The sequence below is a fragment of the Streptomyces sp. NPDC054975 genome, from assembly GCF_053609105.1.
This window is the reverse complement of sequence record NZ_JBSGWV010000006.1, coordinates 174,728-200,087: the sequence shown is the minus strand read 5'-3', so window position 1 is coordinate 200,087 and position 25,360 is coordinate 174,728. Positions and strand designations below refer to the sequence as shown.

General features: G+C 70.1%; 14 protein-coding genes. 11 read left to right on the top strand and 3 right to left on the bottom strand.

Features of this window, described 5'->3' with window-relative positions; translation table 11 throughout:
• Positions 1–107 precede the first annotated feature (107 nt).
• Positions 108–716: a hypothetical protein gene (locus tag ACWF79_RS10240; RefSeq protein ID WP_453727613.1), complete on the top strand. Its 609-nt coding sequence runs from the start codon at positions 108–110 to the stop codon at positions 714–716.
• A gap of 48 nt (positions 717–764) precedes the next feature.
• Here ACWF79_RS10240 and ACWF79_RS10235 read toward each other — a convergent pair whose 3' ends face one another.
• A complete protein-coding gene (locus tag ACWF79_RS10235) occupies positions 765–2,195 on the bottom strand; it encodes a PucR family transcriptional regulator (protein WP_453727612.1) in 1,431 nt (476 codons plus the stop codon).
• Positions 2,196–2,380: 185 nt separating this feature from the next.
• Here ACWF79_RS10235 and ACWF79_RS10230 point away from each other — a divergent pair, with 185 nt between their 5' ends.
• The 9 genes from ACWF79_RS10230 (at position 2,381) to ACWF79_RS10190 (ending at position 13,532) form a co-directional block, all read left to right on the top strand.
• Complete coding sequence (locus tag ACWF79_RS10230; RefSeq protein WP_453727611.1) at positions 2,381–3,871, top strand: sodium:solute symporter; 1,491 nt, start codon at positions 2,381–2,383, stop codon at positions 3,869–3,871.
• An 82-nt stretch (positions 3,872–3,953) separates the two neighbouring features.
• Positions 3,954–4,931, top strand: coding sequence for an agmatinase (gene speB / locus ACWF79_RS10225; RefSeq protein ID WP_453727610.1), 978 nt, complete (start codon positions 3,954–3,956; stop codon positions 4,929–4,931).
• A 159-nt stretch (positions 4,932–5,090) separates the two neighbouring features.
• Positions 5,091–6,773 carry a thiamine pyrophosphate-binding protein gene (locus ACWF79_RS10220; RefSeq protein WP_453727609.1) on the top strand — a complete coding sequence of 561 codons (1,683 nt, stop codon included), beginning with the start codon at positions 5,091–5,093 and terminating at the stop codon, positions 6,771–6,773.
• 136 nt (positions 6,774–6,909) lie between these two features.
• Entirely contained in the window at positions 6,910–10,635 is a 3,726-nt protein-coding gene (locus tag ACWF79_RS10215) for an ABC transporter ATP-binding protein (RefSeq protein ID WP_453727608.1), read from the top strand.
• A 67-nt stretch (positions 10,636–10,702) separates the two neighbouring features.
• Complete coding sequence (locus ACWF79_RS10210; protein ID WP_453727607.1) at positions 10,703–11,110, top strand: hypothetical protein; 408 nt, start codon at positions 10,703–10,705, stop codon at positions 11,108–11,110.
• 284 nt (positions 11,111–11,394) lie between these two features.
• A complete protein-coding gene (locus ACWF79_RS10205) occupies positions 11,395–11,592 on the top strand; it encodes a replication initiator (protein ID WP_453727642.1) in 198 nt (65 codons plus the stop codon).
• 143 nt (positions 11,593–11,735) lie between these two features.
• On the top strand, positions 11,736–12,068 hold the full coding sequence (locus ACWF79_RS10200; protein WP_453727606.1) for a replication initiator: 333 nt from the start codon (positions 11,736–11,738) through the stop codon (positions 12,066–12,068).
• The gene (locus ACWF79_RS10195) at positions 12,061–12,243 is read left to right on the top strand and encodes a helix-turn-helix domain-containing protein (RefSeq protein ID WP_453727605.1); all 183 of its coding nucleotides are present in this window, start codon (positions 12,061–12,063) and stop codon (positions 12,241–12,243) included. Before ACWF79_RS10200 ends, ACWF79_RS10195 begins: the two co-directional genes overlap by 8 nt.
• Positions 12,243–13,532, top strand: a complete 1,290-nt coding sequence (locus ACWF79_RS10190) for a tyrosine-type recombinase/integrase (protein WP_453727604.1) — start codon at positions 12,243–12,245, stop codon at positions 13,530–13,532. The genes ACWF79_RS10195 and ACWF79_RS10190 overlap by 1 nt, the downstream gene beginning before the upstream one ends.
• A gap of 113 nt (positions 13,533–13,645) precedes the next feature.
• Here ACWF79_RS10190 and ACWF79_RS10185 read toward each other — a convergent pair whose 3' ends face one another.
• On the bottom strand, positions 13,646–14,065 hold the full coding sequence (locus tag ACWF79_RS10185; RefSeq protein WP_453727603.1) for a hypothetical protein: 420 nt from the start codon (positions 14,063–14,065) through the stop codon (positions 13,646–13,648).
• Positions 14,013–21,491, bottom strand: a complete 7,479-nt coding sequence (locus ACWF79_RS10180; protein ID WP_453727602.1) for a ricin-type beta-trefoil lectin domain protein — start codon at positions 21,489–21,491, stop codon at positions 14,013–14,015. Before ACWF79_RS10180 ends, ACWF79_RS10185 begins: the two co-directional genes overlap by 53 nt.
• A gap of 559 nt (positions 21,492–22,050) precedes the next feature.
• On the opposite strand from ACWF79_RS10180, the gene ACWF79_RS10175 reads away from it, so the two are divergent.
• The gene (locus ACWF79_RS10175) at positions 22,051–25,323 is read left to right on the top strand and encodes a VCBS repeat-containing protein (protein ID WP_453727601.1); all 3,273 of its coding nucleotides are present in this window, start codon (positions 22,051–22,053) and stop codon (positions 25,321–25,323) included.
• Positions 25,324–25,360: the final 37 nt, after the last annotated feature.

The following is a 25,360-nucleotide window of genomic DNA, read 5'->3' as shown; positions in this document are numbered from 1 at the left end:
GAATGGTTCCGGGACGGATGGTGGGCGCGTCGCCGTTGCAGGCGGCGGGCGCCGGCCCCGACGCTGGTGGAGCACTGACCGAACGACCCGACGGGGGATCCACCACCATGAACAAGTTCCGTACCGCACTCGCCACCGCCGCCGCTGCGGCCCTGGGCCTCGCGGCCCTCGCCACGGCCCCGGCGCAGGCCGCCGCCCAGCCCGCTTTCCTCGCCGCGTCCCAGATGCCGCCGTCGTCGACGCCGTGGACCGCCACGCAGGTCTTCACCGGCGTCCCGGAGAACGGCGGCGCCCTCTGTGCCCCGTACAAGATCCCGGCGCAGAACAGCCGCTACCGCGAGTTCTCCACCGAGCTCGACACCAACGGCGTCCAGATCACCACCGTCGCCCGCACCGAGGCCGACGCCGTGAAGCTGGTCGACACCCTCCGCAAGGCCCTCGCCGGCTGCGGGCCCCTGCTGGAGCAGCAGAACCCGGGCCTGAAGGCCGTCAGCGCCTCCCACGGCAAGGTCGCCGTCGAGGAGGGCGCCTGGGTCTACAGCCTGGACACCGCCGACCCGCAGATCGGCATCACCGACATCCACCTCTTCTCGGTGGGCCGTGACGGCCGGACCGTCACCTTCGTCCGGTGGGGTCAGATGGGCGACCTGAAGGACGCTCCCGTGGAGGCCTTCAAGGCAACGACGAAGACCGCCGTGAACAAGCTCTGGCCCTGAGCTCTGAGTCCTGAGCCCTGACCGCAGGACGGTTCCGCCCTCGGCCCGTCACAGCCGGCCGAGGGCGAACCACAGCTCCATCCGTACGTCCACGTCGTCCAGGTCCATGGCCAGGAGCGTGGCGCAGCGGGCGATGCGCTGGCGGACGGTGTTGCGGTGGATGTCCAGGGCGACGGCCGTACGGTCCCAGTTGCCGTGCAGCGAGAGCCAGGTGCGCAGCGTCTCCGTCAGCGGCTCCCCGATGGGGGCGAGCAGGGTCCGGGCGTACGCGGCGGCCTCCGCTTCGTCCATCAGCCCGCCGAACCCGGCGGGCCGGTGGCGTACGAGGTCGGTGCGGCCGGCCTCGGCCCGGCGCAGGGCCCGCGCGGCCTGGGCGTCGCCGACCGGCAGGTCGCTCGCCTCGACGGGGGCGGCGACCCCGAGGGTCCAGCCGGGCTGGGCGGTGACGGGCGAGGAGGCGGGGACCAGGAGCCGTACGGGCCCGGTCTCGGGCGCTTCGAGCAGCGGCGTCCCGAGCGCCTCCGCCAGGCTCGGGGCCGCGAACGGCGTGCCGTCGCCGCCCCGGGCGTGGACGACGGTCCAGGGGCCCGGGCCGAGGGCCCGGGTGGCCTCCTCGGGCCTGGCGCCCAGGAGGAGGCGGACCAGGGCCGCGTCGCGGGCCGAGACGTCCGCCCCCCGATGCGGGGCCGTGAGGAGCGAGAGCAGGACGACCGCGACGCCCGCGATCGTGTGGTCCCCGGGCTCCCGGCTCTCCGTCGCGACCCCAAGAGTCAGCCCCTCGCCGCCGCCCAGCGCGTACGCGGCGAGCCGCAGCCCGTCGCCCTCGCCGCTCGCCGTGGCCGGGCCGCCGGGCCGGGGGCCCACCACCCCCGCCAGCTCCATGAGCGCCCGGGACACCGTGCCCGGCAGCTCACGCCCCGCCGCCGCGTACGGCGTGCCGTCCGCCGTGTAGAGCACCGCGCGCCCGCCGAGCCGTGAGGCCAGCGCCCCGAGGACCGCCGGGACCGGCGCCGGCCGGGCCGCGGCCGCCGCCAGCGACTGCTGGGCCTCGGTCACCCGCCGCAGCTCCCGGTGGCGGGCCTCCGCCATCAGCCGCCAGACCGCCCGGGCCACCGCCGTGAACGGGGTGTGCGGGGGCACTTCGAGCAGCGGCAGCCCGTGCTGCTCGCACGCCGCGACCAGGGCCGCGGGCACCGTGTCGTAGACCGGGGTGACACCGAAGCCGAGCGCCGCCGCCCCCGCCTCCACGACCCGCTCGACGTAGTGCGCCGGCCGGGTGAGCTGCACGCCCGCCGTCATCAGCAGCTCGCCGCCGAGCAGGTACGGGTACGGGTCGGCCATCTCGGAGGTGTGCACCCAGTGGACGGCGGCGTCGGCCGGGCCGGCCAGCAGCCGCAGCCCGAGGTCCTTCCGGCTCAGCAGGGCGGCCAGGGAGACCGGTGGGGCCGGTGGTGTCGATGTGGGTTCCTGGGCGGGCATCGCTATGGACCTTTCGTACATCGCACCCGGTTGGCAGTGGATGAAACTTACGCTTCATCGTCGCTTTCCGGCCACCTAGCCTCGTGCCATCCAGCGGCCGCGGGTACGGGCGGATGTCCTCGCGATCAGTCACTGGAGTCACTTCCCCGCACGACACGCCACCGGAACGAACGAGGGAGGGCCCCATGGCCGTCGACTACACAGTGATCGTCCTGTACTTGGCCGGCATGCTCGCGATGGGCTGGTGGGGCATGCGCCGCGCCAGGTCCAAGAGCGAGTTCCTGGTCGCGGGTCGTCGGCTCGGTCCCTGGATGTACTCCGGGACCATGGCCGCCATCGTCCTCGGCGGCGCCTCCACCATCGGTGGTGTGGGACTCGGCTACAAGTACGGCCTCTCCGGCGCGTGGATGGTCTTCACCATCGGTCTCGGTCTGCTCGCCCTCTCCGTCTTCTTCTCCGCGCGGATCGCGCGGCTGAAGGTCTACACCGTCTCCGAGATGCTCGACCTGCGCTACGGCGGCAAGGCCGGCGTCATCTCGGGCGTGGTCATGTGGGCGTACACGCTGATGCTCGCGGTCACCTCGACCATCGCGTACGCCACGATCTTCGACGTCCTCTTCGACATGCCGCGCACCGCCGCGATCGTCCTGGGCGGCGCCATCGTCGTCGCGTACTCGACGCTCGGCGGCATGTGGTCCATCACGCTCACCGACATGGTGCAGTTCGTGGTGAAGACCGTCGGCGTGCTGATCCTGCTGCTGCCGATCGCCGTCATCAAGGCGGGCGGCTTCGCCGAGATGAAGGCCCAGCTGCCGACCGAGTACTTCGCGCCGCTCGGCATCGGCGGCGAGACGATCTTCACGTACGTGCTGATCTACACCTTCGGCATGCTCATCGGCCAGGACATCTGGCAGCGGGTGTTCACCGCGCGGACCGACAAGGTCGCCAAGTGGGGCGGCACGGTCGCCGGTACGTACTGTCTCGTCTACGCCCTGGCCGGCGCGGTCATCGGCACCGCCGCCAAGGTCCTCTACCCCAAGCTGCCCAGCGCCGACGACGCCTTCGCGACCATCGTCAAGGACGAACTGCCCATGGGCGTGCGGGGCCTGGTCCTCGCCGCCGCGCTCGCCGCCGTGATGTCCACCTCCTCCGGCGCGCTGATCGCGTGCGCCACCGTCGCCAACAACGACATCTGGCAGAGGCTGCGGGGGCCGGCGAAGCGGGACGGCGAGGAGCACGACGAGGTGAAGGGGAACCGTCTCTTCATCCTCCTCATGGGCATCGCCACGATTCTCGTCGCCGTCGCCCTCAACGACGTCGTCCAGGCGCTGACCGTCGCCTACAACCTGCTGGTCGGCGGCCTGCTCGTGCCGATCCTCGGCGGCCTGCTGTGGCGCCGCGGCACGGTCCAGGGCGCGCTTGCCGCGGTCACCGTCGGCGGCCTCTCCGTGATTGGCCTGATGTGGGCTTACGGAATCTTGGCAAATGAGCCTGTTTACTATGGTTTGTTGGCCTCGCTCGCCGCGTATGTGATCGTTTCCCTGGCGACCCGCCCGACGGACGCCGCCGTGCTCGCCCACTGGCGTGCCCGGCTGGCGGGCCAGGACACCCCCGAAACGGACGCCGACGCCGACCCGAAGGCGCCGGAGACCGTGCCGGCGCCGACGACCGGCTGACGGCACCAGACTCCCGGCCGGGGCCCGAGACGACCCTCGGGCCCCGACCGGACACCACCGACACACCCAGGAGGACCCGACCATGAGCAGCAGCGACCAGAACGCCTTCCGCGGCCCGACCGACTCGTCCCGCATCCCGCGGTACGCCGGTCCCGCGACGTTCGCCCGGCTGCCGCGACTCGACGAGGTCGGCACCACCGACGTCGCCGTGGTCGGCATCCCCTTCGACAGCGGCGTCTCCTACCGCCCCGGCGCCCGCTTCGGCGGCAACGCCATCCGCGAGGCCTCCCGCCTCCTGCGCCCCTACAACCCGGCGCAGGACGCCTCGCCGTTCGCCCTGGCGCAGGTCGCCGACGCCGGTGACATCGCGGCCAACCCGTTCAACATCAACGAGGCCGTCGAGACGATCGAGGCCGCCGCCGACGACCTGCTCGCCACCGGCGCCCGCATGATGACCCTCGGCGGCGACCACACCGTCGCGCTGCCGCTGCTGCGCTCCGTCGCCAAGAAGCACGGCCCGGTCGCGCTGCTCCACTTCGACGCGCACCTCGACACCTGGGACACGTACTTCGGCGCCGAGTACACCCACGGCACCCCGTTCCGCCGCGCCGTCGAGGAGGGCATCCTCGACACCTCCGCCCTGTCGCACGTCGGTACGCGCGGCCCGCTGTACGGCAAGCAGGACCTGACCGACGACGAGAAGATGGGCTTCGGCATCGTCACCTCGGCGGACATCTACCGCCGCGGCGCCGACGAGGTCGCCGACCAGCTGCGCCAGCGCATCGGCGACCGCCCGCTGTACATCTCCATCGACATCGACTGCCTCGACCCGGCGCACGCCCCCGGCACCGGCACCCCGGAGGCGGGCGGCATGACCTCGCGCGAGCTCCTGGAGATCCTGCGCGGCCTGTCCTCCTGCAACCTGGTCTCCGCGGACGTCGTGGAGGTGGCCCCCGCCTACGACCACGCGGAGATCACGGCGGTCGCGGCCTCGCACACGGCGTACGAACTGACGACGATCATGAGCCGCCAGATCGCGGCGGCCCGCGACGCGCAGTAGCGCCGCCGGGGGGCGGCGCGTGCCACGGGCAGCGCGCCGCGCCCGGCCGCTGCCGCGTCGGGTTTGTGGGCAATCGTTCCGCAGGGCGGAACGGGTGGGCACAAACCCGACCACCGGCCCGCACCCGACCTACCGAGCCACGCCCGAGGGGACCCGTCCATGACCCACGACCACGACCTCGTCCTGCGCCCCACCGCCGCGCAGACGGCCGCCGCGCTCAACCCGCCCCCCGGGCGGACCGGCGGTGACCTCGTCGTCGAGACCCTCAGCGGACTCGGCGCGACCACCGTCTTCGGGCTCCCCGGCCAGCACGCGCTCGGCATGTTCGACGCGCTGCGCCGCTCCTCGCTCACGTACGTCGGCCTGCGCGTCGAGAACAACGCGGGCTTCGCGGCGGACGCGTACGGCCGGATGACCGGCGAGGCGGCCCCGCTGCTCCTCTCCACCGGCCCCGGCGCCCTGATGTCGCTGGCCGCGCTCCAGGAGGCGGCGGCCGCCTCCGCGCCGGTCCTCGCGATCGGCAGCCAGGTCCCGGTGGCGGGGCTCGGCGGCGGGCGGCACGGGTACCTGCACGAGCTGCGCGACCAGCAGGCGTCCTTCCGGGACATCGTGAAGTCCGTGCACACGGTCCGTACGCAGTCCCAGATCCCGTCCGCGATCGCGGCGGCCTGGGAGTCGGCGCTGACCGCACCGCACGGCCCGGTCTGGGTCGAGATCCCTCAGGACGTGCTCCTGGCCGGGACGACGCTGCCGGTCGTCACGGCGATGGACGCGACGCCCGAGGAGGTCGTCCCCCGCCCCGAGCTGACGGCGGTGGCGGCGCACCTGCTGGCGAACGCCGAGCGGCCCGCGATCATCGCGGGCGGCGGGGTCGTCCGCTCCGACGCGTCGGGCAAGCTGCGCGCGCTCGCCGAGCGGATCGCGGCGCCCGTGGTCACCACCTTCGGCGGCAAGGGCGCGTTCCCGTGGGAGCACCCGCTCTCGCTCCAGTCCTGGCTGGAGGACCGGCACACCACCGAGTTCCTGGAGGACGCGGACGTCCTGCTGGTCGTCGGCTCGGGGCTCGGCGAGCTGTCGTCGAATTACCACACGTTCGCCCCGCGCGGCCGGGTGATCCAGATCGAGGCGGACGCGGGCAAGCTGGAGTCCAACCACCCCGCGCTCGGCATCCACGCGGACGCGCGTCTGGCGCTCCAGGCGCTCCTGGAGACGGTGGAGGTACGGCAGGACCCGACGGCCCCGGAGCGGGTGAAGGCCGTCCTGACAAAGGTCAGGGACCGGATCGCGGCGCAGGACCTCGGCCTGGAGCAGCGGATCGTGGCGTCCGTGCGGGAGGCGCTGCCGGACGACTCGCCGAGCTTCTGGGACATGACGATCCTGGCGTACTGGGCGTGGTCGGCCTTCGACGCGCGCCACCCGAACACGATGCACTCGGCCCAGGGCGCCGGCGGTCTCGGCTACGGCTTCCCCGCCGCCCTCGGCGCCGCGGCGGCCGACCCGACCCGCCCGGTCCTCGCGGTCTCGGGCGACGGCGGCGCGATGTACTCGATCGCGGAGCTGGCGACGGCGAAGCAGTACGGCTCGAACGTGACGTGGCTGATCGTCGACGACGGCGGCTACGGCATCCTGCGCGAGTACATGACGGACGCCTTCGGCGAGGCCACGGCCACCGAACTGGCCCGCCCGGACTTCGTGGCCCTCGCGGAGTCCTTCGGCGTCCCGGCCCTGCGCACGACCCCGGAGTCCCTGACGACGGACCTCGCCAAGTCCCTCGCGACCCCGGGCCCCTCGGTCGTGATCCTCCCGGCCCTCCTGCGCATGTTCGAGCCGACGCACCTCTGAGTGACGGCGTGGCCGCCCGGTCGCCGGTCCTAGGACCAGCGACCGGTTTCGGCGCGCAGATTGTTGCGGGGGGATGAAAACGCACGCCACCCGCGTTGGAGCCTTCCGGTAGAGCAGGACGAACGGGAGGCACCACGTGGCCGCGGCGGGGCGTAAAGAGCAGGGGTGGGCGCGCAGGCTCGCCGGGTATGCCTGGCGGTACAAGGTCAACGTCGTGCTTGCCCTCGGGTCCTCCCTCGCCGGGATGGCCGTCCTCGCGCTCGTGCCGCTCATCACCAAGGTGATCATCGACGACGTCATCGGCGCGAAGACCCGATCACTCTCCGTCTGGACCGGGCTGCTCATCGGGGCCGCCGTCCTCGTCTACGGGCTCACGTACATCCGCCGCTACTACGGCGGCCGGCTCGCCCTCGACGTCCAGCACGACCTGCGTACCGAGATGTACGGCACCATCACCCGGCTCGACGGCCGCCGCCAGGACGAGCTGTCCACCGGGCAGGTCGTCGGCCGCGCCACCAGCGACCTCCAGCTCATCCAGGGCCTGCTCTTCATGCTCCCGATGACGATCGGGAACGTCCTGCTCTTCCTGATCTCGCTGGCCGTCATGGCCTGGCTCTCCCTCCCTCTCACCCTCGTCGCCCTCGCCGTCGCCCCCGCCCTCTGGTTCATCGCCAAGCGCAGCCGCACCCGCCTCCACCCGGCCACCTGGTACGCCCAGGCCCAGGCCGCCACCGTCGCCGGGGTCGTCGACGGTTCCGTGACCGGCGTCCGCGTCGTCAAGGGCTTCGGGCAGGAGGAGCAGGAGACCGGGAAGATCCGCGACGCCAGCCGCAAGCTCTTCGCCGGCCGGCTGCGCACCATCCGGCTCAACGCCCGCTACACCCCCGCCCTCCAGGCCGTCCCGGCCCTCGGCCAGGTCGCCGTCCTCGCCCTCGGCGGCTGGCTCGCCACCCGCGGTCAGATCACCCTCGGCACGTTCGTCGCCTTCTCCGCCTACCTCGCCTCCCTCGTCGGCCCCGTCCGCATGCTCGCCATGGTGCTCACCGTCGCCCAGCAGGCCCGCGCCGGCGTCGACCGCGTCCTGGAGCTCATCGACACCGAGCCGGTCATCCAGGACGGCACGAAGGAGCTGCCCGCGGACGCCGAGGCCACCGTCGAGTTCGACGACGTGAGCTTCGCCTACCAGGACGGGCGGCCCGTCCTCGACGGGTTCTCCCTGGAGATCCGGGCCGGCGAGACCGTCGCCGTCGTCGGCGCCTCCGGCAGCGGCAAGTCCACCGTCTCCCTGCTCCTGCCGCGCTTCTACGACGTCGACCACGGCGCCGTCCTCGTCGGCGGCCACGACGTCCGGGAGCTCACCCAGGACTCCCTGCGCGCCGCCATCGGGCTCGTCCCCGAGGACAGCTTCCTGTTCTCCGACACCGTCCGCGCCAACATCGCGTACGGCCATCCGGAAGCCACCCAGGAGCAGATCGAGACCGCCGCCCGCGCCGCCCAGGCGGACCGTTTCATCGCCGAGCTGCCCGACGGCTACGACACCAAGGTCGGCGAGCACGGCCTCACCCTCTCCGGCGGACAGCGCCAGCGCATCGCCCTCGCCCGCGCGATCCTCACCGACCCCCGGCTGCTCCTCCTCGACGACGCCACCTCCGCCGTCGACGCGCGCGTGGAGCACGAGATCCACGAGGCGCTCGCCTCCGTGATGGCCGGCCGCACCACGCTCCTCATCGCCCACCGCCGCTCCACCCTCGGCCTCGCCGACCGGATCGCCGTCCTCGACGACGGCCAGCTCTCCGACATCGGCACCCACGAGGAGCTGGAGCGCCGCTCCCCGCTCTACCGGCGGCTCCTCACCGACCCCGACGAGCTCGGCGGCGTCTCGCCCGGCCACACCGTCCCCGTCGAGCTGCCCGAGGACCGCACCCTGCGGGCCGAGCTCGACGCCGAGTTCGACGCCGAGCGCGGCATCACCCCGACCCTCTGGGTACGGGAGGAGACCCCGGCCGAGGAGTCCCAGGCGCCCGGAGCCACCCCCGAACTCCTCGCCGCCGTCGAGGCGCTGCCGCCCGCCACCGACACGCCCGACGTCGACGAGGCCCGCGCGGTCACCCCCGAGGAGTCGTACGGACTGCGCCGCCTGCTGCGCGGCTTCGGCGCCGCGCTCCTCCTCAGCCTCGGCCTCGTCGCCGTCGACGCCGGCATGGGCCTGCTGCTGCCGGTCCTGATCCGGCACGGCATCGACGACGGCGTGAACAAGCTCGCCCTGGGCGCGGTCTGGGCCGCCTCCGCGTTCGCCCTGCTCACCGTCGTCGTGCAGTGGTTCGCCCAGACCGCCGAGATCAAGATGACCGGCCGCACCGGCGAACGCGTCCTCTACGCCCTGCGCCTGAAGATTTTCGCCCAGCTCCAGCGGCTCGGCCTCGACTACTACGAGCGCGAGCTGACCGGCCGGATCATGACCCGGATGACGACGGACGTGGACGCCCTGTCCACGTTCCTCCAGACCGGTCTCGTCACCGCGTTCGTCTCCCTCACGACCTTCTTCGGGATCATGGGCGCGCTGCTCGTCCTCGACCTCCAGCTCGCCCTGGTCGTCTTCGCGACGCTCCCGGTCCTCGCCGTCGCCACGTACTTCTTCCGCCGCTCCAGCGTGAAGGCGTACGAGCTGGCGCGCGATCGGATCAGCGTCGTCAACGCCGACCTCCAGGAGTCGGTCTCCGGCCTCCGTATCGTCCAGGCCTTCCGCCGCGAGCGTTCCGGCTCCGCCCAGTTCGCCGCCCGCAGCGCCGAGTACCGCGAGGCCCGCGTCCGCGGCCAGTGGCTGATCTCGATCTACTTCCCCTTCGTCACGCTGCTGTCCTCCGTGGCCGCCGCCGCCGTGATGATCGTCGGCGCGAACCGGATCGAGGCCGGCACGCTGACCACGGGTGCCCTGGTCGCGTATCTCCTCTACATCGACCTCTTCTTCGCGCCCGTCCAGCAGCTCTCCCAGGTCTTCGACGGCTACCAGCAGGCCACCGTCTCCCTCAAGCGCATGCAGGAGCTGCTCCAGGAGCCGACGTCCACCGCCGCGGCCGACTCCCCGCGCGAGGTCCTGTCGCTGCGCGGCGAGATCGCCTTCGAGGACGTCTCGTTCGCCTACGGGTCCGCCGACGAACCCGAAGAGGCGCTCACCGGCATCGACCTGCGGATCCCCGCCGGGCAGACCGTCGCCTTCGTCGGCGAGACCGGCGCCGGGAAGTCCACCCTGGTCAAGCTCGTCGCCCGGTTCTACGACCCGACCTCCGGCCGCGTCACCGCCGACGGCACCGACCTCAGGGAGCTGGACCTCACCTCCTACCGCCACCGGCTCGGTGTCGTCCCGCAGGAGGCGTACCTCTTCGCCGGGACGGTCCGCGACGCCATCGCCTACGGCCGCCCCGACGCGACCGACGCCGAGGTCGAGGCGGCGGCCCGCGCGGTCGGCGCGCACGACATGATCGCGACCCTGGACGGCGGCTACCTCCACGAGGTCGCCGAGCGCGGCCGTAACCTCTCCGCCGGCCAGCGCCAGCTGATCGCCCTCGCCCGCGCCGAGCTCGTCGACCCCGACGTGCTGCTCCTCGACGAGGCCACCGCCGCGCTCGACCTCGCCACCGAGGCCCAGGTCAACCAGGCCACCGACCGCCTCGCCGGCCGCCGCACGACCTTGGTCGTGGCGCACCGCCTGACGACGGCCGCCCGCGCGGACCGGGTGATCCTCATGGCCCAGGGCCGCGTCGCCGAGGACGGTACCCACGACGAGCTCCTCGCCAGGGGCGGCCGGTACGCGGAGCTGTGGCGCGCGTTCATCGGCGAGGAGGAGCCCGCGACGGCGATCTGAGGAGGCAACCGCGCGGACGTCTCCTGCGTCGTACGCATGTACGGTACGGAGTCGGGAGGGGATCCAGGTGTTCGGTGGGATCGGCGTGATCGCGCGCGGTACGCGGCTGCTCGGGTATCTGCTGGCGGTTCTGCTCACCGTCGGCTCCCTGGCCCTCGCCGGGCCCGGAGTGGCGAGCGCCGACGCCGCCTCGCTCTGCGTGGGCCGGCCCAGCAAGACCGTCGCCTTCCCCACCGGCGAGCTGCGGCTCTACCGCAGCCGCCAGTACGTCTGCGCCCTCACCGTCGCCAAGAGCCCCGGTGCGCGCCGCGCGATGTCCGTCTCCCTGCAGCCCCGGGGCGGCCACCCCGCCGTCGACAGCGGCCGCTACACCCGCCAGGCGGGCCCGGTCACCGTCCACGCCCTCAACCGCTGCGTCCGCGCGACCGGTTCGATCGCGGGACGCAGCGTGTCGACGGGCTGGGTGCTGTGCTGACGCGTGGATCGCGCTGCGGAACGCCATGACCACGCAGGTGGGCGCAGACTTACGGCCCGACTGATCGCGCGGCAAGGCCGAGGCCGCGCACATGGGCGACGGCTTGGACGTGGCCCGGCCCACTGAGTGCACGGTATTTCAACGCCCCACATCTCCCCGCTCTGGCCCCGCTTCACCACCTACGGGTGCCGGGAGCTCGACGCCCAGCTCCGCGCGATCCAGAAGGCCGCCGGCGCGGTCCTGCGGTTCTCCTCAGCCAGATCGCCGAGTAGCAGCAGCGCGTACTGATCCACCTCCACGCCGCGATCCGCCTCGACGGCCCCGCAGGCCCCTACACCACACCACCGGCATGGGCCACACCCGAACTTCTGGCCGACGCCATCCGGATCGCGGCCAACGGCGCGCACATCGACGGGCCCGAGGTCAACGGCAGCGCTCGCTCCTTCGCCTTCGGCGAGCAGATCGACACCAGGGTCATCTGATCCTCCGCCTTCCAGGGCGGGACCACGATCACAGAGGGCAAGGTCGCCGGATACGTCGCCCAGTACGCCACCAAGGGCACGAAGCCGCGACCGCCACCCTCGACCACCGGCTGAAGAGGATCACCGACCTCTGGTTCGAGTCCGTGCCCGAGCACGCAGCCCGCATGAAGCGCACTGCCTGGGCCCTCGGCGTACGCGAGGACCTCAAGCACCTGAACCTGCGCAAGTGGGCCCACGTACTCGGCTTCCGCGGCCACTTCTCCACCAAGACCCGCGCCTACTCCACCACCCTCGGCGCCCTCCGGGCCGCCCGCGCCGCCTGGCACCGCCGACACACCCCTCCGCCCTCACCGACCACCCTCGTCCTCGCCCACTGGGCCTATGACGGCACCGGCCTCACCCCCGACCTCGAACGCCTCGCCGCACTCATCCACGGCGGCCCGACGAGCGAACAGGAGGTAGCTACTCGTGCGTGACGACGAACTCCTCACCGTCCCCGAGGTCATGGCCCGGCTCAAGATCGGCCGCTCGGCCCTCTACGACCTCCTACGTACCCGGCGCCTGGCCTCGCTGACCATCGGCCGCGCCCGCCGCATCCCCGCCCGCGCCTTCGTTGACTACGTCCAGCGCCACCTGGAAGAGGCCGCCTGATGACCGCCCCCAAGCGCAAGAAGGCCCGCGCCAACGGCGAAGGCACCATCTACCAGCGCAAGGACGGCCGCGGGGAAGCCGCCGGCTACGTCCTCGCCGCCAACGGCACCCGCAAACGCGTCCGCGTCTACGGCACCACCCGCAAGAATGCGGCCGACAAGCTCGCCGAGAAGATCGCCGACAGCAACCGCGGACTGCCCGTCGCCACCGCCGACAGCATCGTCGGCGACTACCTCACCTACTGGCTCGGCAGCGTCGCCGTCCACCGGCTTCGGGAGAACACCCACACCCGCTACGCGGCCTGCGTCCGCCTCCACCTCATCCCCGGACTCGGCACCAAGAAGGTCGCGCGCCTCACCGCCAAGGACGTCCGCACCTTCCTCGACCGGCTCCGCACGACCTGCCAATGCTGCGCCCAGGGCCTGGACACCGAGCGGGAGGCGTGCTGCGCCATCGGCGAGTGCTGCCAGAAGCGGCTGTCTCCCTCGACCGTGATCTACGTGCATTCGGTGCTCAAGTCGGCGCTGCAACATGCCGTCCGCGAAGACGAGCTGCCCCGCAACGTCGCCCGCAACGTCAAGACCACCGCGCACCAGCCCAGACGCTTCCATCCCCTCACCGCGGCAGAGGCCCGTCAGTTCCTCGGCGCGGCCCGCACCGACCGGCTCCACGCCCTGTACGAACTCGCCCTGCGCACCGGCCTCCGCAAAGGCGAACTCCTCGGCCTCCGCTGGGAAGACCTCGACCTCAACGCCGGAACAGCCAGCATCCGGCGATCGCTCCAGCGCACCCGCACCGGCGGCCTCACCCACCTGCCCACCAAGACCCGGGCATCCGAACGCTGCATCGCCCTCCCGACCGAATGCCTCCATTCCCTCAAGGAACACAAGGAGCGGCAGGACATGGAGCGCCAGGCTGTCGGCTCGGACTGGAAGGGCAGTGGCCTGGTCTTCACCACGCCGACCGGTGGACCTCTCGACCCTGCCAACCTCGCCCGTCGCTTCCGTAGCTTCCTCGACCGGGCCAGACTCCGCCGCATCCGCTTCCACGACCTCCGTCACTCCACCGCCACCCTGCTCCTGGAACAGGGCGTCGAACTCGTCGTAATCAAGGAACTTTTGGGCCATGCCCACATCGGCGTCACCGCCACCGTCTACGCCCACGTCCGACTCTGCCTCCAACGAGACGCCATCGACGTCCTCAGCACCACGCTCGGCAGCCCTGAGACCACCGAGACGGCCAACGGCCACAGCGACGAGCCACCACCCCGCACCAACCCCGTCCGCTGACGCTGCCGTCAACTACTGCCGTCACCCGTCGCAGAAGCCCCGCCAGGACACGCCTGACGGGGCTTCGACTTTGTGCTTGCGATCATCCGCTCGAATGCTGCAAGGCTACGACCTCACGACCCAGCGAATCTCGCATAAAGATCACGGTCGCGCCAGGAGTCAGAGAAGGAGTCCAACATGGCCTCGTAGAGACGAATATTGCTGACGTTCCCTCTGGGATGACCGATCCTTTCCCTGACCGCATCTCGGACGACTTCCCAGCGCAGCTCATGCATCAGGAAAGAGACCATTTCGACAACACCTTCCTCAGGGGAGTCGATCAGAGCAATCATCTGGCTTTCGAATCGCCCCCTTGATTCGGGGTTCCTCTGAATGATCGCGAGCGCACGCTCCAGACCCGGCTCCAGCTCCTCGGTGCCAATGGTCTCTTCTGCAGTGGCAAGGACTCCCTGGACGGCCTGCATGAACTCTGCGACCGGATCAGCAGCTGGGCCGCCATGCCTCGATGTACTTCCCATCAGCACCAAGTCCATTCCCGTTGAAAGCATCCACTGCCGCCTTTTGAGCGTGGGCCCCGTAAGGCTGATAATGGCCAGATTTGTTATCGAGGTACACGACTTGACCACCCTTTGTCTTGAACTCTCCGGCAGCCAGCACGTCCCGGCCCTGAGCGAGGCTCACATGGCCAGCCGTACGCTTCCCGATAACTAGCTCACCATCCCCTGTTACTACGTATGCATAGTTACCTGAACGGGACAGAACGGTGCCAGGAGCGATCGGCTTGAACCACTCAGGCGTATCCTCCGGTATCAAGTTCGAGAAGGAGCGAGGGTCATCCCCTGCATTGCTGTTGTGAACTAGGACCGGCGTAGCCCCGGCAAGCACATAGTACGTGTGCAGGTATTCCACAGTCAGGTCGTAGGTGTCCTGGTCTGCGCGGTACCCGCGTACGGCCTCTACGGCAACCGTGGCGCCAGTGTCTGTGCGGAGGGTCATGCCGGGCTTGAGATCGCCGGCGTCGAGCCATGCCTTCTCGGATTCGGACCAGAAGGGGTGGTGAGCGGTTGCAGTGAGGACCCCCGCGCCGTCCACCGCGGCGACAGTGAGGTCGACGTAGCTCTTGTCATCCTTTGTGAAGATGACAGCGCTGACTATTCTTTCCGCCGTTTCGCCTGATTCGGGATCCGTGGCGAGAATCTTGTCGCCAGCCTCGACTTTTTTAATATCCTTTGTCGTGCCGTCCGCCATAAGAACCTTGGTTCCGACTGCGAAACTGTTCCTCGTCCCCAGGCAGTGGGCTAGCAACTTTCCAACGTCGTCCCCTTGGCTGACGGCCCCCTTCGCTGTCCTCGCCCCTGTTGTGACCCCCTTACCTGCACCCATGGTGGCCATTGTTATGACGACATCGGCTGCCACCCATGCGCAAGCGCCTATATCCGCCTGGGTGGCACATTTGATGCCATCGCGAATACCGAGGACCTCCAGAATGTCACCGGTCTTGCCGAGCCACCCCATCGAGTTGGCAGATGCGCAAAAAGCCTGGATCTTGCCCGAATCCTGGCGTTGGCATTTTTGCACCGACCATCGCTCTACGGATTCTTGGTAGGTGCTAGCGCCAAAACCCGTACGGCGCAGCTCATCTTGTGACGGAACTCGAATCCCCTCGACAAAAAAGTTGTCGCCGTCCGTTGTAATCACAACAGTCGGGGTTGCGCCGCTGTCGTCCCCTGCGGTTGGTCCGCCGCCAGTGTTGGAAAGTAGTCCGCCTCCGGTGTCGTAGCACCCCTCGGTGGTGCAGCCAGGTCCGTGGTCTTCCCACGCACTGTTGTCTTTGTTGGCACTGCATCCATCGCAGAAAAGGCCGGTGGGATCGGATCCAGTGACCGGGCTGCCGTTGGCGTACGTGTACCCGTTCATCTGCAACGGGTCCGTCAGGTCCATGATCGGGTCCGTCGACAGGAAGCGGCCCGTTGTCGGGTCGTACTCCCGGGCGCCGATGTGCGTCAGGCCTGTCGTCGGGTCGTTGACGCCTGTGCCGACGAAGGTCTGGCGGCCCGGCCAGTTGTCCGTGGCCGTCGGGTTCGTCGTGCCGCGCGGGTTGCCGTAGGGGTCGAAGGCGCGGCGGGTCAGGGGCTGGCCTGTGGACTGGTCGACTGCCGTTGTCGAGGTGCCCTGGTGGTCCGAGAGGAGGACCGACAGCTTGGCGGAGCTCGCTGAACCGGCGGTCGTGCGGACCGTGGTCGGTGCGCCCGCGTGGGTGTAGTAACGCTCGGCGCTGAGGGCCCCGCCGGTCGTGGACACGGTGACGCGGGCGTCCGGCAGGTAGAGCGTTCGCGTTGTCGCCGTGTTCTCGATCAGGCGGTTGCCGGCGGCGTCGTAGATGTAGCGCGTCTCGTCGCCCGGCTGCCACTTCTGCGGGTTCTGCTGGTCACAGGCGACGAGCTGGACGTCCTTGCCGTCGCTGTAATCCGCGTTCGGGACGTCGACGCAGGTGTTCGTCTGCGGGTTGTGGAGGGAGTCGTCGTCCGGGCGGTCGATGAACCTCTGGCGCTCGTCGCCGGCGACGCATGTCTGGACGAGCAGCTTCGTGCCGACGGCCGTGGCGCACTTGCCCAGCACCTTGAGCGTCTCGCCGTTCGTGTTCCACCGCTGCGCCCCGGTGCCGTTGCACGTGTAGAGCTGGATCGGGGTGCCGTCGGCGGTGAGCCCGCCCTGGACGTCGAGGCATTTTCCGGAGGTGCTCTTCAAAGCGCCCGAGCCGTTGCCGAAGCCGCTGACCGAGGTGACCCTGTTCCGGCGGTCCCAGTTGAGGGTCTGCGTGTCGCCGCCGACCATGCGCTGAGTGGTGTTGCCGGCCGGGTCGGAGGTGTAGGTGGACAGGGAGACGACGGACGACCCCTGCTCCTTGACGCTGCCGTCGACCCGGGTCAGCGTGTGCGGCTGCACCAGCTCCGGTGCCTGCGTGCCGTTGTTGGTGTCCGTCTTGCCGTACGTGTACGTGAAGACGTCGTCCAGGTCACCGTTGACCGGGTCGTGGACCGTCATCTTCGTACGGTTGCCTATGGCGTCGAAGGCGTACGAGTGCCAGTACCCGCCCCCGCCGATCCCGGCCGTGACCTGGATGCGGTCAGGGCCGGCGCCTTGCGTCGTCGACCCGGCCGGGCAGCCGGCCTGGCCGGTCCAGGCGTGGACCATGCGGCCCATCGGGTCGTACGAGAAGCACTGCTGATCCGTGCCCTCGGGCTGCTTGTCGGCGATGGACGTGACGTTGCCGACGGTGTCGTAGCCGTATGTCCGGGTGGAGATATGCGAGTTGGGGACCGTCGCTTCCCGGTGGCTCTGCGTCTCCTGCAGCCGCCCGGTGAACTCGTCGTACAGGTGGTTGGTCCATACCCGCAGCGGCGCCTGTCCGGAGGTGGTGCGCAGCACCTCACCGAAGGGGCTGTAGACCGTGCCCGAGGTGTACCAGGCGGCGCCCGAGGTGGTGATGGGGGCGCCCTCCTCGTCGTACCGGGTGATCAGCTTCTCGGCGGCGAGGCCCGCAGGGGTGGCGGGCAGGTCCGTCGTCCGGAGCTTGCCGGTCGGGGTGTACGTGTAGCCGTAGGCGTACGTTCCGGCCAGGCCCTTCGTCTCCGCGGTGTCCGGGATGGTGATCTTGGTGCCGGTGGGCCGGTACTCGGTGTCGTAGCCCGTGACCTCGCTGGTGTACGTCCCGCCCTGCTCGTGGTGGATCGTCGCGACAGGCTGCCCCTTGGCACCAGGAAGCGTGTCGTACGTCCAGGACGTGACGAGCGGACCGGTGGCCGAGTCGTCGCGCAGCCCGGTCGCGCGGCCCAGTTCGTCGTAGAGCGTGTAACGGGCGCGTTCCAGGGTGTCCTTCGACCAGACCTGGCGGTCGAGTTCGTCGTAGCCGAACGTCGAGCGGCCCATGTCGGGGTCGGTGGACGCGGTCAACCGCCCGCGGGCGTCGTACGTGTACGTCCAGGCGTTGCCGTTGGCGTCGGTGACCTGCGCGAGCTTGCCGCGCGGGTCGTAGGAGTACGACGTGGTGACGGCGGCCGGTTCCGGGCCGGTCAGGTTGGTCGTCGTGTAGTGCCGGATCTCGGTCGTACGGCCGAAGGCGTCCGTCGCTGTCCGGGCGGAGCGGCTGCCGGCCAGCGGGGCGGTGCCGTCCGCCGACATGCCGGTGCGGGTCAGCGTCCAGTCGGGGCCGTACTGGTTGACGGCCGTGTGCTGCGGGTCGTCGTTCTTCATCGTGGTGACCCGCACCGGGCGGCCCAGTCCGTCGTACGCAGTTTCCGTCGAGTGCGGAACCTCGAAGACGGTCTGCGGGACGAAGACCTCGGCGACCGGGTCGCCCGGCGCGAGGTAGGCGCTCTTCGCCTCGCTCACGGCGCCGTTCGCGTTGTACAGGGTGTCGGTGATGACCCGGCCGGGGCCGTGGGCGTCGCTCTGGTTCTGGCGTGGGCGCAGCATGCCGTCGTAGAGGGCGACGGAAGAGGCGTACGTGCCGTTGTCACGCAGCGTCCTGGTGGTGACCGCCGGAACCTTGTTGTGGCCGAGCTGGTAGTCGAACCGGACGGACGCCGGAGCCGGTGCCTTGCGGGAGGGGGACCAGACGGCCGTGACACGTCCGAGCTCGTCGTACTCGCTCGTCGTCGTACGGTCGTTCGTGTCGGTCGCGGACAGGACGGAGCCGCGGGCCGGGTCGACGGTGGTGGTCGCGGTGTGGCCCTTGGCGTTGGTGGTCTTCACTTGGAACGCCGGGCCGGTCAGGGGCAGGTACTCGGTCGTCGTGGAGTTGTTCTTGGCATCCTGCACCCTCGTCGCACGCCCCAGGGCGTCGTACTCCGTGCGAGCTGACGTGATCCAACCGGCACCGTCACCGTCGATGGTGTCGACCTGGCGGGGCAGTCCCTTGGTCGGGGTGGCGCCGAAGGCGTTGAGGGCGTCGTAGGAGGTGCGGGTCTGGGAGATGATCCGGTCGGGCGAGGGGCCCGCCACCTGGCAGGTTCCGGTCACGCTCGCGACGTGGTGCGGCAGGCCGATGAGGTGTGCGCCGGTGTTGTGGACGTACGTCGTCGACGTGCAGGTCTCGTCGGACTTGGTGGTGCCGTCCGGCGCGACCACGTACGTGTACACCCTGACGGGGAGGCCGTACGTGTCGTCGTGGTCGGTCTCGGTCCGGACGGTACGGGTGGCCGTTCCGCCCAGCGACTGGATCTTGTCGGTCCGGACCGTACCCGTCCGGTACGCCTTGAGTGCGGGCAGACCATCGCCCCGTACGCGGGTGGCGGTCTCCTTGGCGTATGGCCAGGACAGCTCGCGGGCGTGGACGGTGCCCCCGGTCCCTGCCTTGGTGTAGGTGATGGATTCGGCGACCCGGCCCTGGTAGGCGGGCAGGTCCTCAGCCAGGGTCAGCTTGCCTTCGGAGTCCTTGAGGGTGATCGCTGCCCGGCCGGCGTCACCGGACAGGCCACGGAAGTAGCGGGTGACGGTCTTGGACTGCTCCGTCGCCTTGGGCGTGCCGCTGTTCGCCGTCTCACCGCGCGTGACGGTGACCTGCTCGTGGCCACGCCACTGGTTGAAGGTGCGCAGCTCGGCCTTGGAGAACTCGTCGGTGTCCTTGGCCCAGCCCGCTCCCGCGTAGGTGTAGGTGGTCACGACATCGGGCTGCCGGGTGGCCCGGTCCTTCTCGACGACGCGGTCGACGACGTACTTGTTGAACCACTCGGTCTTCGGCTTCTCCACCTCGGGGTCCGGGGACCAGTGGACGGGGAAGCAGAGCGTGTTGTTGGTGTCCGGTGCGGGATGGTTGGCGCCTACCGGGCACGGTGCGGAGTAGTCGACGTAGATCTCGCCACCGGTTTCGGTACGGATCGTCTCGACACGCAGCCGGTCGAAGTCGGGGGTGTGGTCCGTCGCGCTCGTTCTGACGCGGTTCGGCATGTCGAGGACGTTGGGGAGGAACGAGACCTCCGGCATCGGCTCGCCGATCGGATTGCCTTCGCTGTCCTTCTTGGTGCCGTATCCGGTCCGGGAGATGGATTCCAGCCACAGCGGCGGGTGGGTGTCGGTGCGCTGCTTGGGGAAGGAGTGCTTGAGGCTCCACGAGTCGACGAGCGAGAGCGCGGTGGATCCCGGGGTGCGCTGGCCGTACGTCTCGATCGTGGTCAGCCTGACCCGGCTCCAGAACGTCGGTGCCGAGACATAGCACTTGGCCTGACCCGCCTTGCAGTACAGCGTCGAGGGAGTGTCCCACCAGGGCTGCTTGTCCGCGTAGTTCTTCGACTCGAACTCGGCGTCGCTGCAGGCGGTCGTGCCCTCCTTGATGCACCTCTGCTCGGTCCTGAACACGACCTTGCCAGCCGGCGCGCCACTGAGGTTGTCGCTGCGCAGCCCGTAGAGGATCTGCGTGGGGTAGCCGTCCCGCTCGTACGCCTTCGCGGCGGTGTACTTGCCGTTCTGGGCGTAGTGGTTGAGCTCCGACTTCCAGTCGATGGTCATGGCGTTGCCGTGGACGTCCTCGACGTGGTCGAGGTTCCAGCGCCATGCCTGGGTGCAGAGGGAGGCAGCGTACGAAGCCTGGTGGCACGGCTCGCCCGCGTGGTTGCCGGCGACCGGGACCGTGAGGACGGAGTCGGTGACGGAGGGCTGGTCGGCGGCGACACCGTCACGGCCGAAGACGTAGCGGGTGCCGTCGGGGGTGGTGGCCCGCCAGTACTCGCCCGCGTACGTGCCGGTCTGCTCTCCCTTCGGATTGCCGTCCTTCGCCAGGTACTCGACCTTCGTACCGTCGCCGGAGGCGGACACCCACCTGCCGTCGGCGTCGTTGCGCACCAGCTCGGTCGTGCTGCCGCCGAGGGACAGGACGAGGTTGTCACTGGCCCAGCACAGGTCCGCCTTGTCCTTGTCGGTGGAGCTTGTGTTGTTAGGGGTGCCGGGGCTGTTCTTGCGGTCGTCGGAACATGTGCGGTAGCGGCGCTCGACGAAGCCCGGGTGGTAGCCCCAGCCGTCCCCGACCCAGGACGCCTGACCGTTGGCGACGGAGGTCCTGCCGTCGACAGCCTGGGACGAGTACGAGAGGTTGATCTTCGGTGCGGGGCCCGCCGGTGGCGCCGGGACGCCGAGGGGGTACGTCCAGGAGAAGCCGCCGCCGCTGCCTCCGGCCGTCCAGGACCCGGACGGGGAGAGGGAGCTGGCCCGGTAGTTGCCGCCCGCACCCGAGCCCGAGTCCGTGGCGGCCAGGACGGTGGTGCCGCCGCCGGCCTGGGTGGAGAGTCCCTGTGCCTGACCGGCCGCGGGGTCGATGGTGGCCCGCACGGTGTCCGTCTCCGCGTCGTTGACGCTCGGGACGTCCACCGGGACGGAGCACTCTTCCAGCTCGGGAGTGGTCAGGAAGCACTCCGGCAACTGAACGAACTGGAGCCGGGATGCCCACTCGGTGCCGTACAGGTCCTCGAACGTGCCGTAGTCGAGCTGGACGTCGAGCGGGGTCGAACCGGTCGGCGGCGGGGTGACGGTGATGATCGCGCCGTCGAGGTCCGCGGCTTCGGTCGCCGTACGCGCCTCCACCTCGACGTTCCAGGTACCCGTAGGGGCGGGCGGGGCCGGTTCGCCCTCGGTCGCCGTCGCCTGACCGATCTTCACGGGCAGGTCCTCGACGGGGACGAGTGCACCCGCCGCCTGGGTGAGATCCACGGACCCCGCGTCGGCCGCAGGCGGGATGACCTCGCCCGGGTTCGGGTTGAACTCCTCCGGCGGGTCGACCGGGTTGCCCGACCAGCTGGTCAGCTCCTCGGTCTTCGCCGCGTCCTCGGGGGCCTTCTCGGTCTGCTGCAGGTCGGGCAGCTCGACGCTGTGCGACTCGGGGTCGTCCGGCGGAGGAGCCGCCAGAGCCTGCGTGGGCAGCAGGGACATGGCCACCAGCGCCGAGAGGACAACGCCGGCGCGGCGCATGGCGCGCACCCTTCCGTGACGGGACGCACGGAACGGACGGCCCGAACCGGACCAGGACATGAGACCCCCCACTTCCGCCGCGGCCGGGACGAGCCGACCGCGCGGAGCAACCAGCAAATATTCACAGGATTGTGGAGGCGGTCACCGCAGAAAATCCACACCAGAGGCTTGTCCGGTGACATTGATCACGCGAATTACGGGCGAATGTCGGCTATATGAGAATGAAAGATTCACCGAGAAGCTATTGCCTCGACCAAGATCGTTCTCCGTGGAGTCGGCGAATCATCTGGATACCGGCAAACCGGTCCGAAGGTAAGGCGTATTCGCCCCGATTCGCCGGGAGTTGCACTCCTGTGTTGGCCGTACGCCACCAAGAAAGACTCCCGGGGGCCGACTTCGGTTCCTTCTCGGCCCCTTACTGCGCGTGCGGGCACGGAGTGACGAAAACGTGGAGATGGGCCATGCTCTGCTGGCGCTCGTGTGCGCGCAGCAGGAATTCCAAGGGCAACGCGCCATCGATGCGGCGCGGCATCCATCTGCCCAAGGGGGGAAGGGACTTATGGACGCCTCGACGGACCCGGACGACAACGCAAGCGCCTCGTCTCCGGAGAACCAGGCCGGCTCGGTATCCGTGCCCGCGCCCGGCGGGAAGCTGACCCGGTGGACTCGCCGCCGGTACGCCGCGTTGGCCGCGGTGCTCGCCGTCGCCGTGGCTCTCCCCCTAGCCGTCCACCTGTCCGGGAGCGAGCCGGAGTCCGGCCCGGAGGCCCGCCCCGACACCAGCGCCCCGAAGACGCTCGACGCCTCCGCCGCGCTCCGCGAGGCGAAGCGCACCGGCAAGGACGTCGAGGCGACCGCTGAGCGCACCGCGAACTCCACCACCTGGGCCCAGCCTGACGGCTTCCTGCGCACGCGTACGAACAGCGACACGATCCGTGCCAAGGTCGACGGTGAGTGGAAGAAGATCGACACCACGCTCCGGAAGGTGAAGGGCGGCTACGCGCCCGCCGCGGTGAACGATCCGATGCTCTTCAGCGCAGGCAACGACGGGGCGAGCCGGGCCGATCGAGCATCTCGTTCCGTGCAGCGCTCCCTTCCTGTCGCCGCGCCCGGCGCACCGGCGGCGCCCGCCGACGAGCGCACCTGGAGCGAACTCGTACGGCTGACCGTCGACGGGCACGACCTCGTCGTCAGCTGGCCCGGCCCGCTGCCCGCGCCGGTCGTCGCAGGCCCCCGGGCCCTCTACGAGAACGTACGTCCCGGGATCGACCTCCTGCTCACCGCTCGCGACGGCGGCTACTCCCACGTCCTGATCGTCCACTCCCGCGAGGCGGCGGACGATCCGCTGCTGAAGGACTTGGACTACCGGCTCTCCTCGCCCACCCTCACCTTCCGGCTGAACCCGGACTCCCATGTGGTCAGTGCCCTGAACCCTGCGGGCGAGGAGATCGCCGCGGCGCCGACTCCCTACCTCTGGGACTCGGCGGGCGCAGTCCGGCAGACGGAGGGCGAGCCGACCCCTGCCCCCGACCCGTCGGTCGCGGGCACGGCCCTGGGGCTGCCCGGGCTCGCGGGCCCGCAGCCCGGAAGTCATGACAGCGTTCTCGGCGGCACGCTCGCTCCGGACGGTGTGCTCCAGTTGGCCGTAAGCCCCAAGGACCTCACCGACCCGGACACGGTCTACCCCGTCTTCATCGACCCCTCCTTCAAGGGGCACAAGAACGACTGGACACTGCTCTACGCGAAGCACCCGAATTCGAGCTTCTACAACGGCCAGAACTTCAACGACGGCAGCAACGAATCCCGCATCGGCTACGAGGCGACGACCCAGGGCCTGTCCCGGTCCGTCTTCACCTTCGAGCACGGCACGAAGCTGCACGGCGCCGTCATCAAGTCCTCGTACTTGCGTGTCCTGCAGACGTACTCCTGGGGCTGCGCGTCGCGCCAGTACGACGTCTACCTCACCAGCACCATCACTCCCTCCACCAACTGGGCAAATCAGAACTCCCCCAATATCTGGGGCCGCCTCCTCGGCAGTCAGACGAACGGCCACGGCTACGAGGCGGTCACCTGCCCGGACAAGTGGGTGGGCACCAACATCAAGTCCGCCGCCCAGGAAGCCGCCACCAAGCAGTGGTCACTCATCGGCATCGGACTGCGCGCCGCCAACGAGGGCGACACCACCTACTGGAAGAAGATCATCGCCAACGGCGAGAACTCGCCGTACATCGAGACCGTCTACAACCACGCCCCCAACGAGCCGCTCCAGGTGGGCATGTCGACCGTCCCCGGCGGGATGTGCGACATCAACTCCCCCTACGTAGCCATCGGCAAGAGCGACATCACCTTCCGCGTCACCGGCGTCGACGTCGACGGCGACCTGGAGTACGTCCACCTCAAGGTCTGGCGCAACGACACCCCCGGCACCCCCGTCGTGAACCAGGCCTTCGAGCCCGCCAGCAACGGGACGATCAGCGTGCCGCTCGCCTGGGGGAAGTTCGTCAGCGGCAAGACGTACTCGTGGACCGCCTGGACGACCGACACCGAAGGCGGCGTCTCGGCCCAGGGCCCCGCCGGAAGCACCGCCTTCTGCCAGTTCACGGTCGATCAGACCGCGCCCAGCAGCCCGAAGGTCACCTCCACACCGTTCCCCGAACCCGGGGAGAACTACGACCGGTGGAGCACCGTGGACTTCGGCACGGCCGGAGAGTTCACCTTCGCCGCCGAGACCGGCAGCGGCACGCCGGACGAGAGCGTCGTCAAGTACGAGTACGCCTTCAACGCCCCCAACCACACGGCCAACCCCGCTCTGGCCACCACCAAGGGCGCCCCGGTCAAGAAGACCCTCACCCCGCCCGTCGCAGGCGTCAACGTCCTGTTCGTCTGGTCGGTCGACAACGCGGGCAACCGTTCCGCGGCGCCGATGAAGTACATCTTCTACGTCAAGCCCCGCAAGACGCCCGACCCCGCAGGCGACCTCAGCGGCGACGGGGCTCCCGACCTGCTCGCCATCGACGGGTCCGGCAATCTGCGGCACTACGCCGCATCCCCGCGCGGCGACGTCGGCATCCATATGCCGGCCGGTCTCGACGACAAGGGCATCCTCGGCGACGGCTACTGGGCGGGCACGAGCGGCCCGGCGCTGCTCAGCCACCACGGTGACTGGTTCCCAGGCGACGGTGTCAACGACCTCATGGCGCGGCTGCCCGACGGCAAGCTGTACGTCTTCCCCGGCGACGGCTACGGCAGCTTCGACACCACCGACCGGGTGGAGATCCTGCTCCCGCCGAACGCACCCGCCCCCGCCACCCTCACCCAGATCGTCGCCACGGGCGACATCACAGGCGACGGGCTGGCGGATGCCATGGCCAAGGCCGGGGACCAGCTGTGGGCCTTCACCGGGTACACCGGAGCCGCCTTCACCGAGGCGCGGCTCTTCGGCGGCGGGTGGTCCACCAGCGACATCGTCGGCCTCGCCGACTACTCCGGCGACGGCGTCGCCGACCTCCTGCGCCGGACCGACGACACCACCCGCGGCCTCCTCCTCCGCCAGGGCAAGCCGGCGGCCACCGGAGGCGTCGACCTCGGATCCCTCGCCTCTGCCGCTGCCTCCGGGGCCGGGCAGGACATCGTGTACGGCCAGGGCGGCTGGACCCGGACGAGCATCCCGATGATCCAGGGGACCGCCGACGCATCTGGTGACGGCATTCCCGACCTGTGGGCCGTCATGGCCGACGGCACCCTCCGGTTCTACCTCGGCGGCCGGGCAGCGCACGGGCCCGCCTCCTTGGTCGGCGAAGGGGGCTGGACCGGGCTCGTCGCCCTCGGTTGACGAGAGGAGGGGGCGGACCGGACAACTCGGTCCGCCC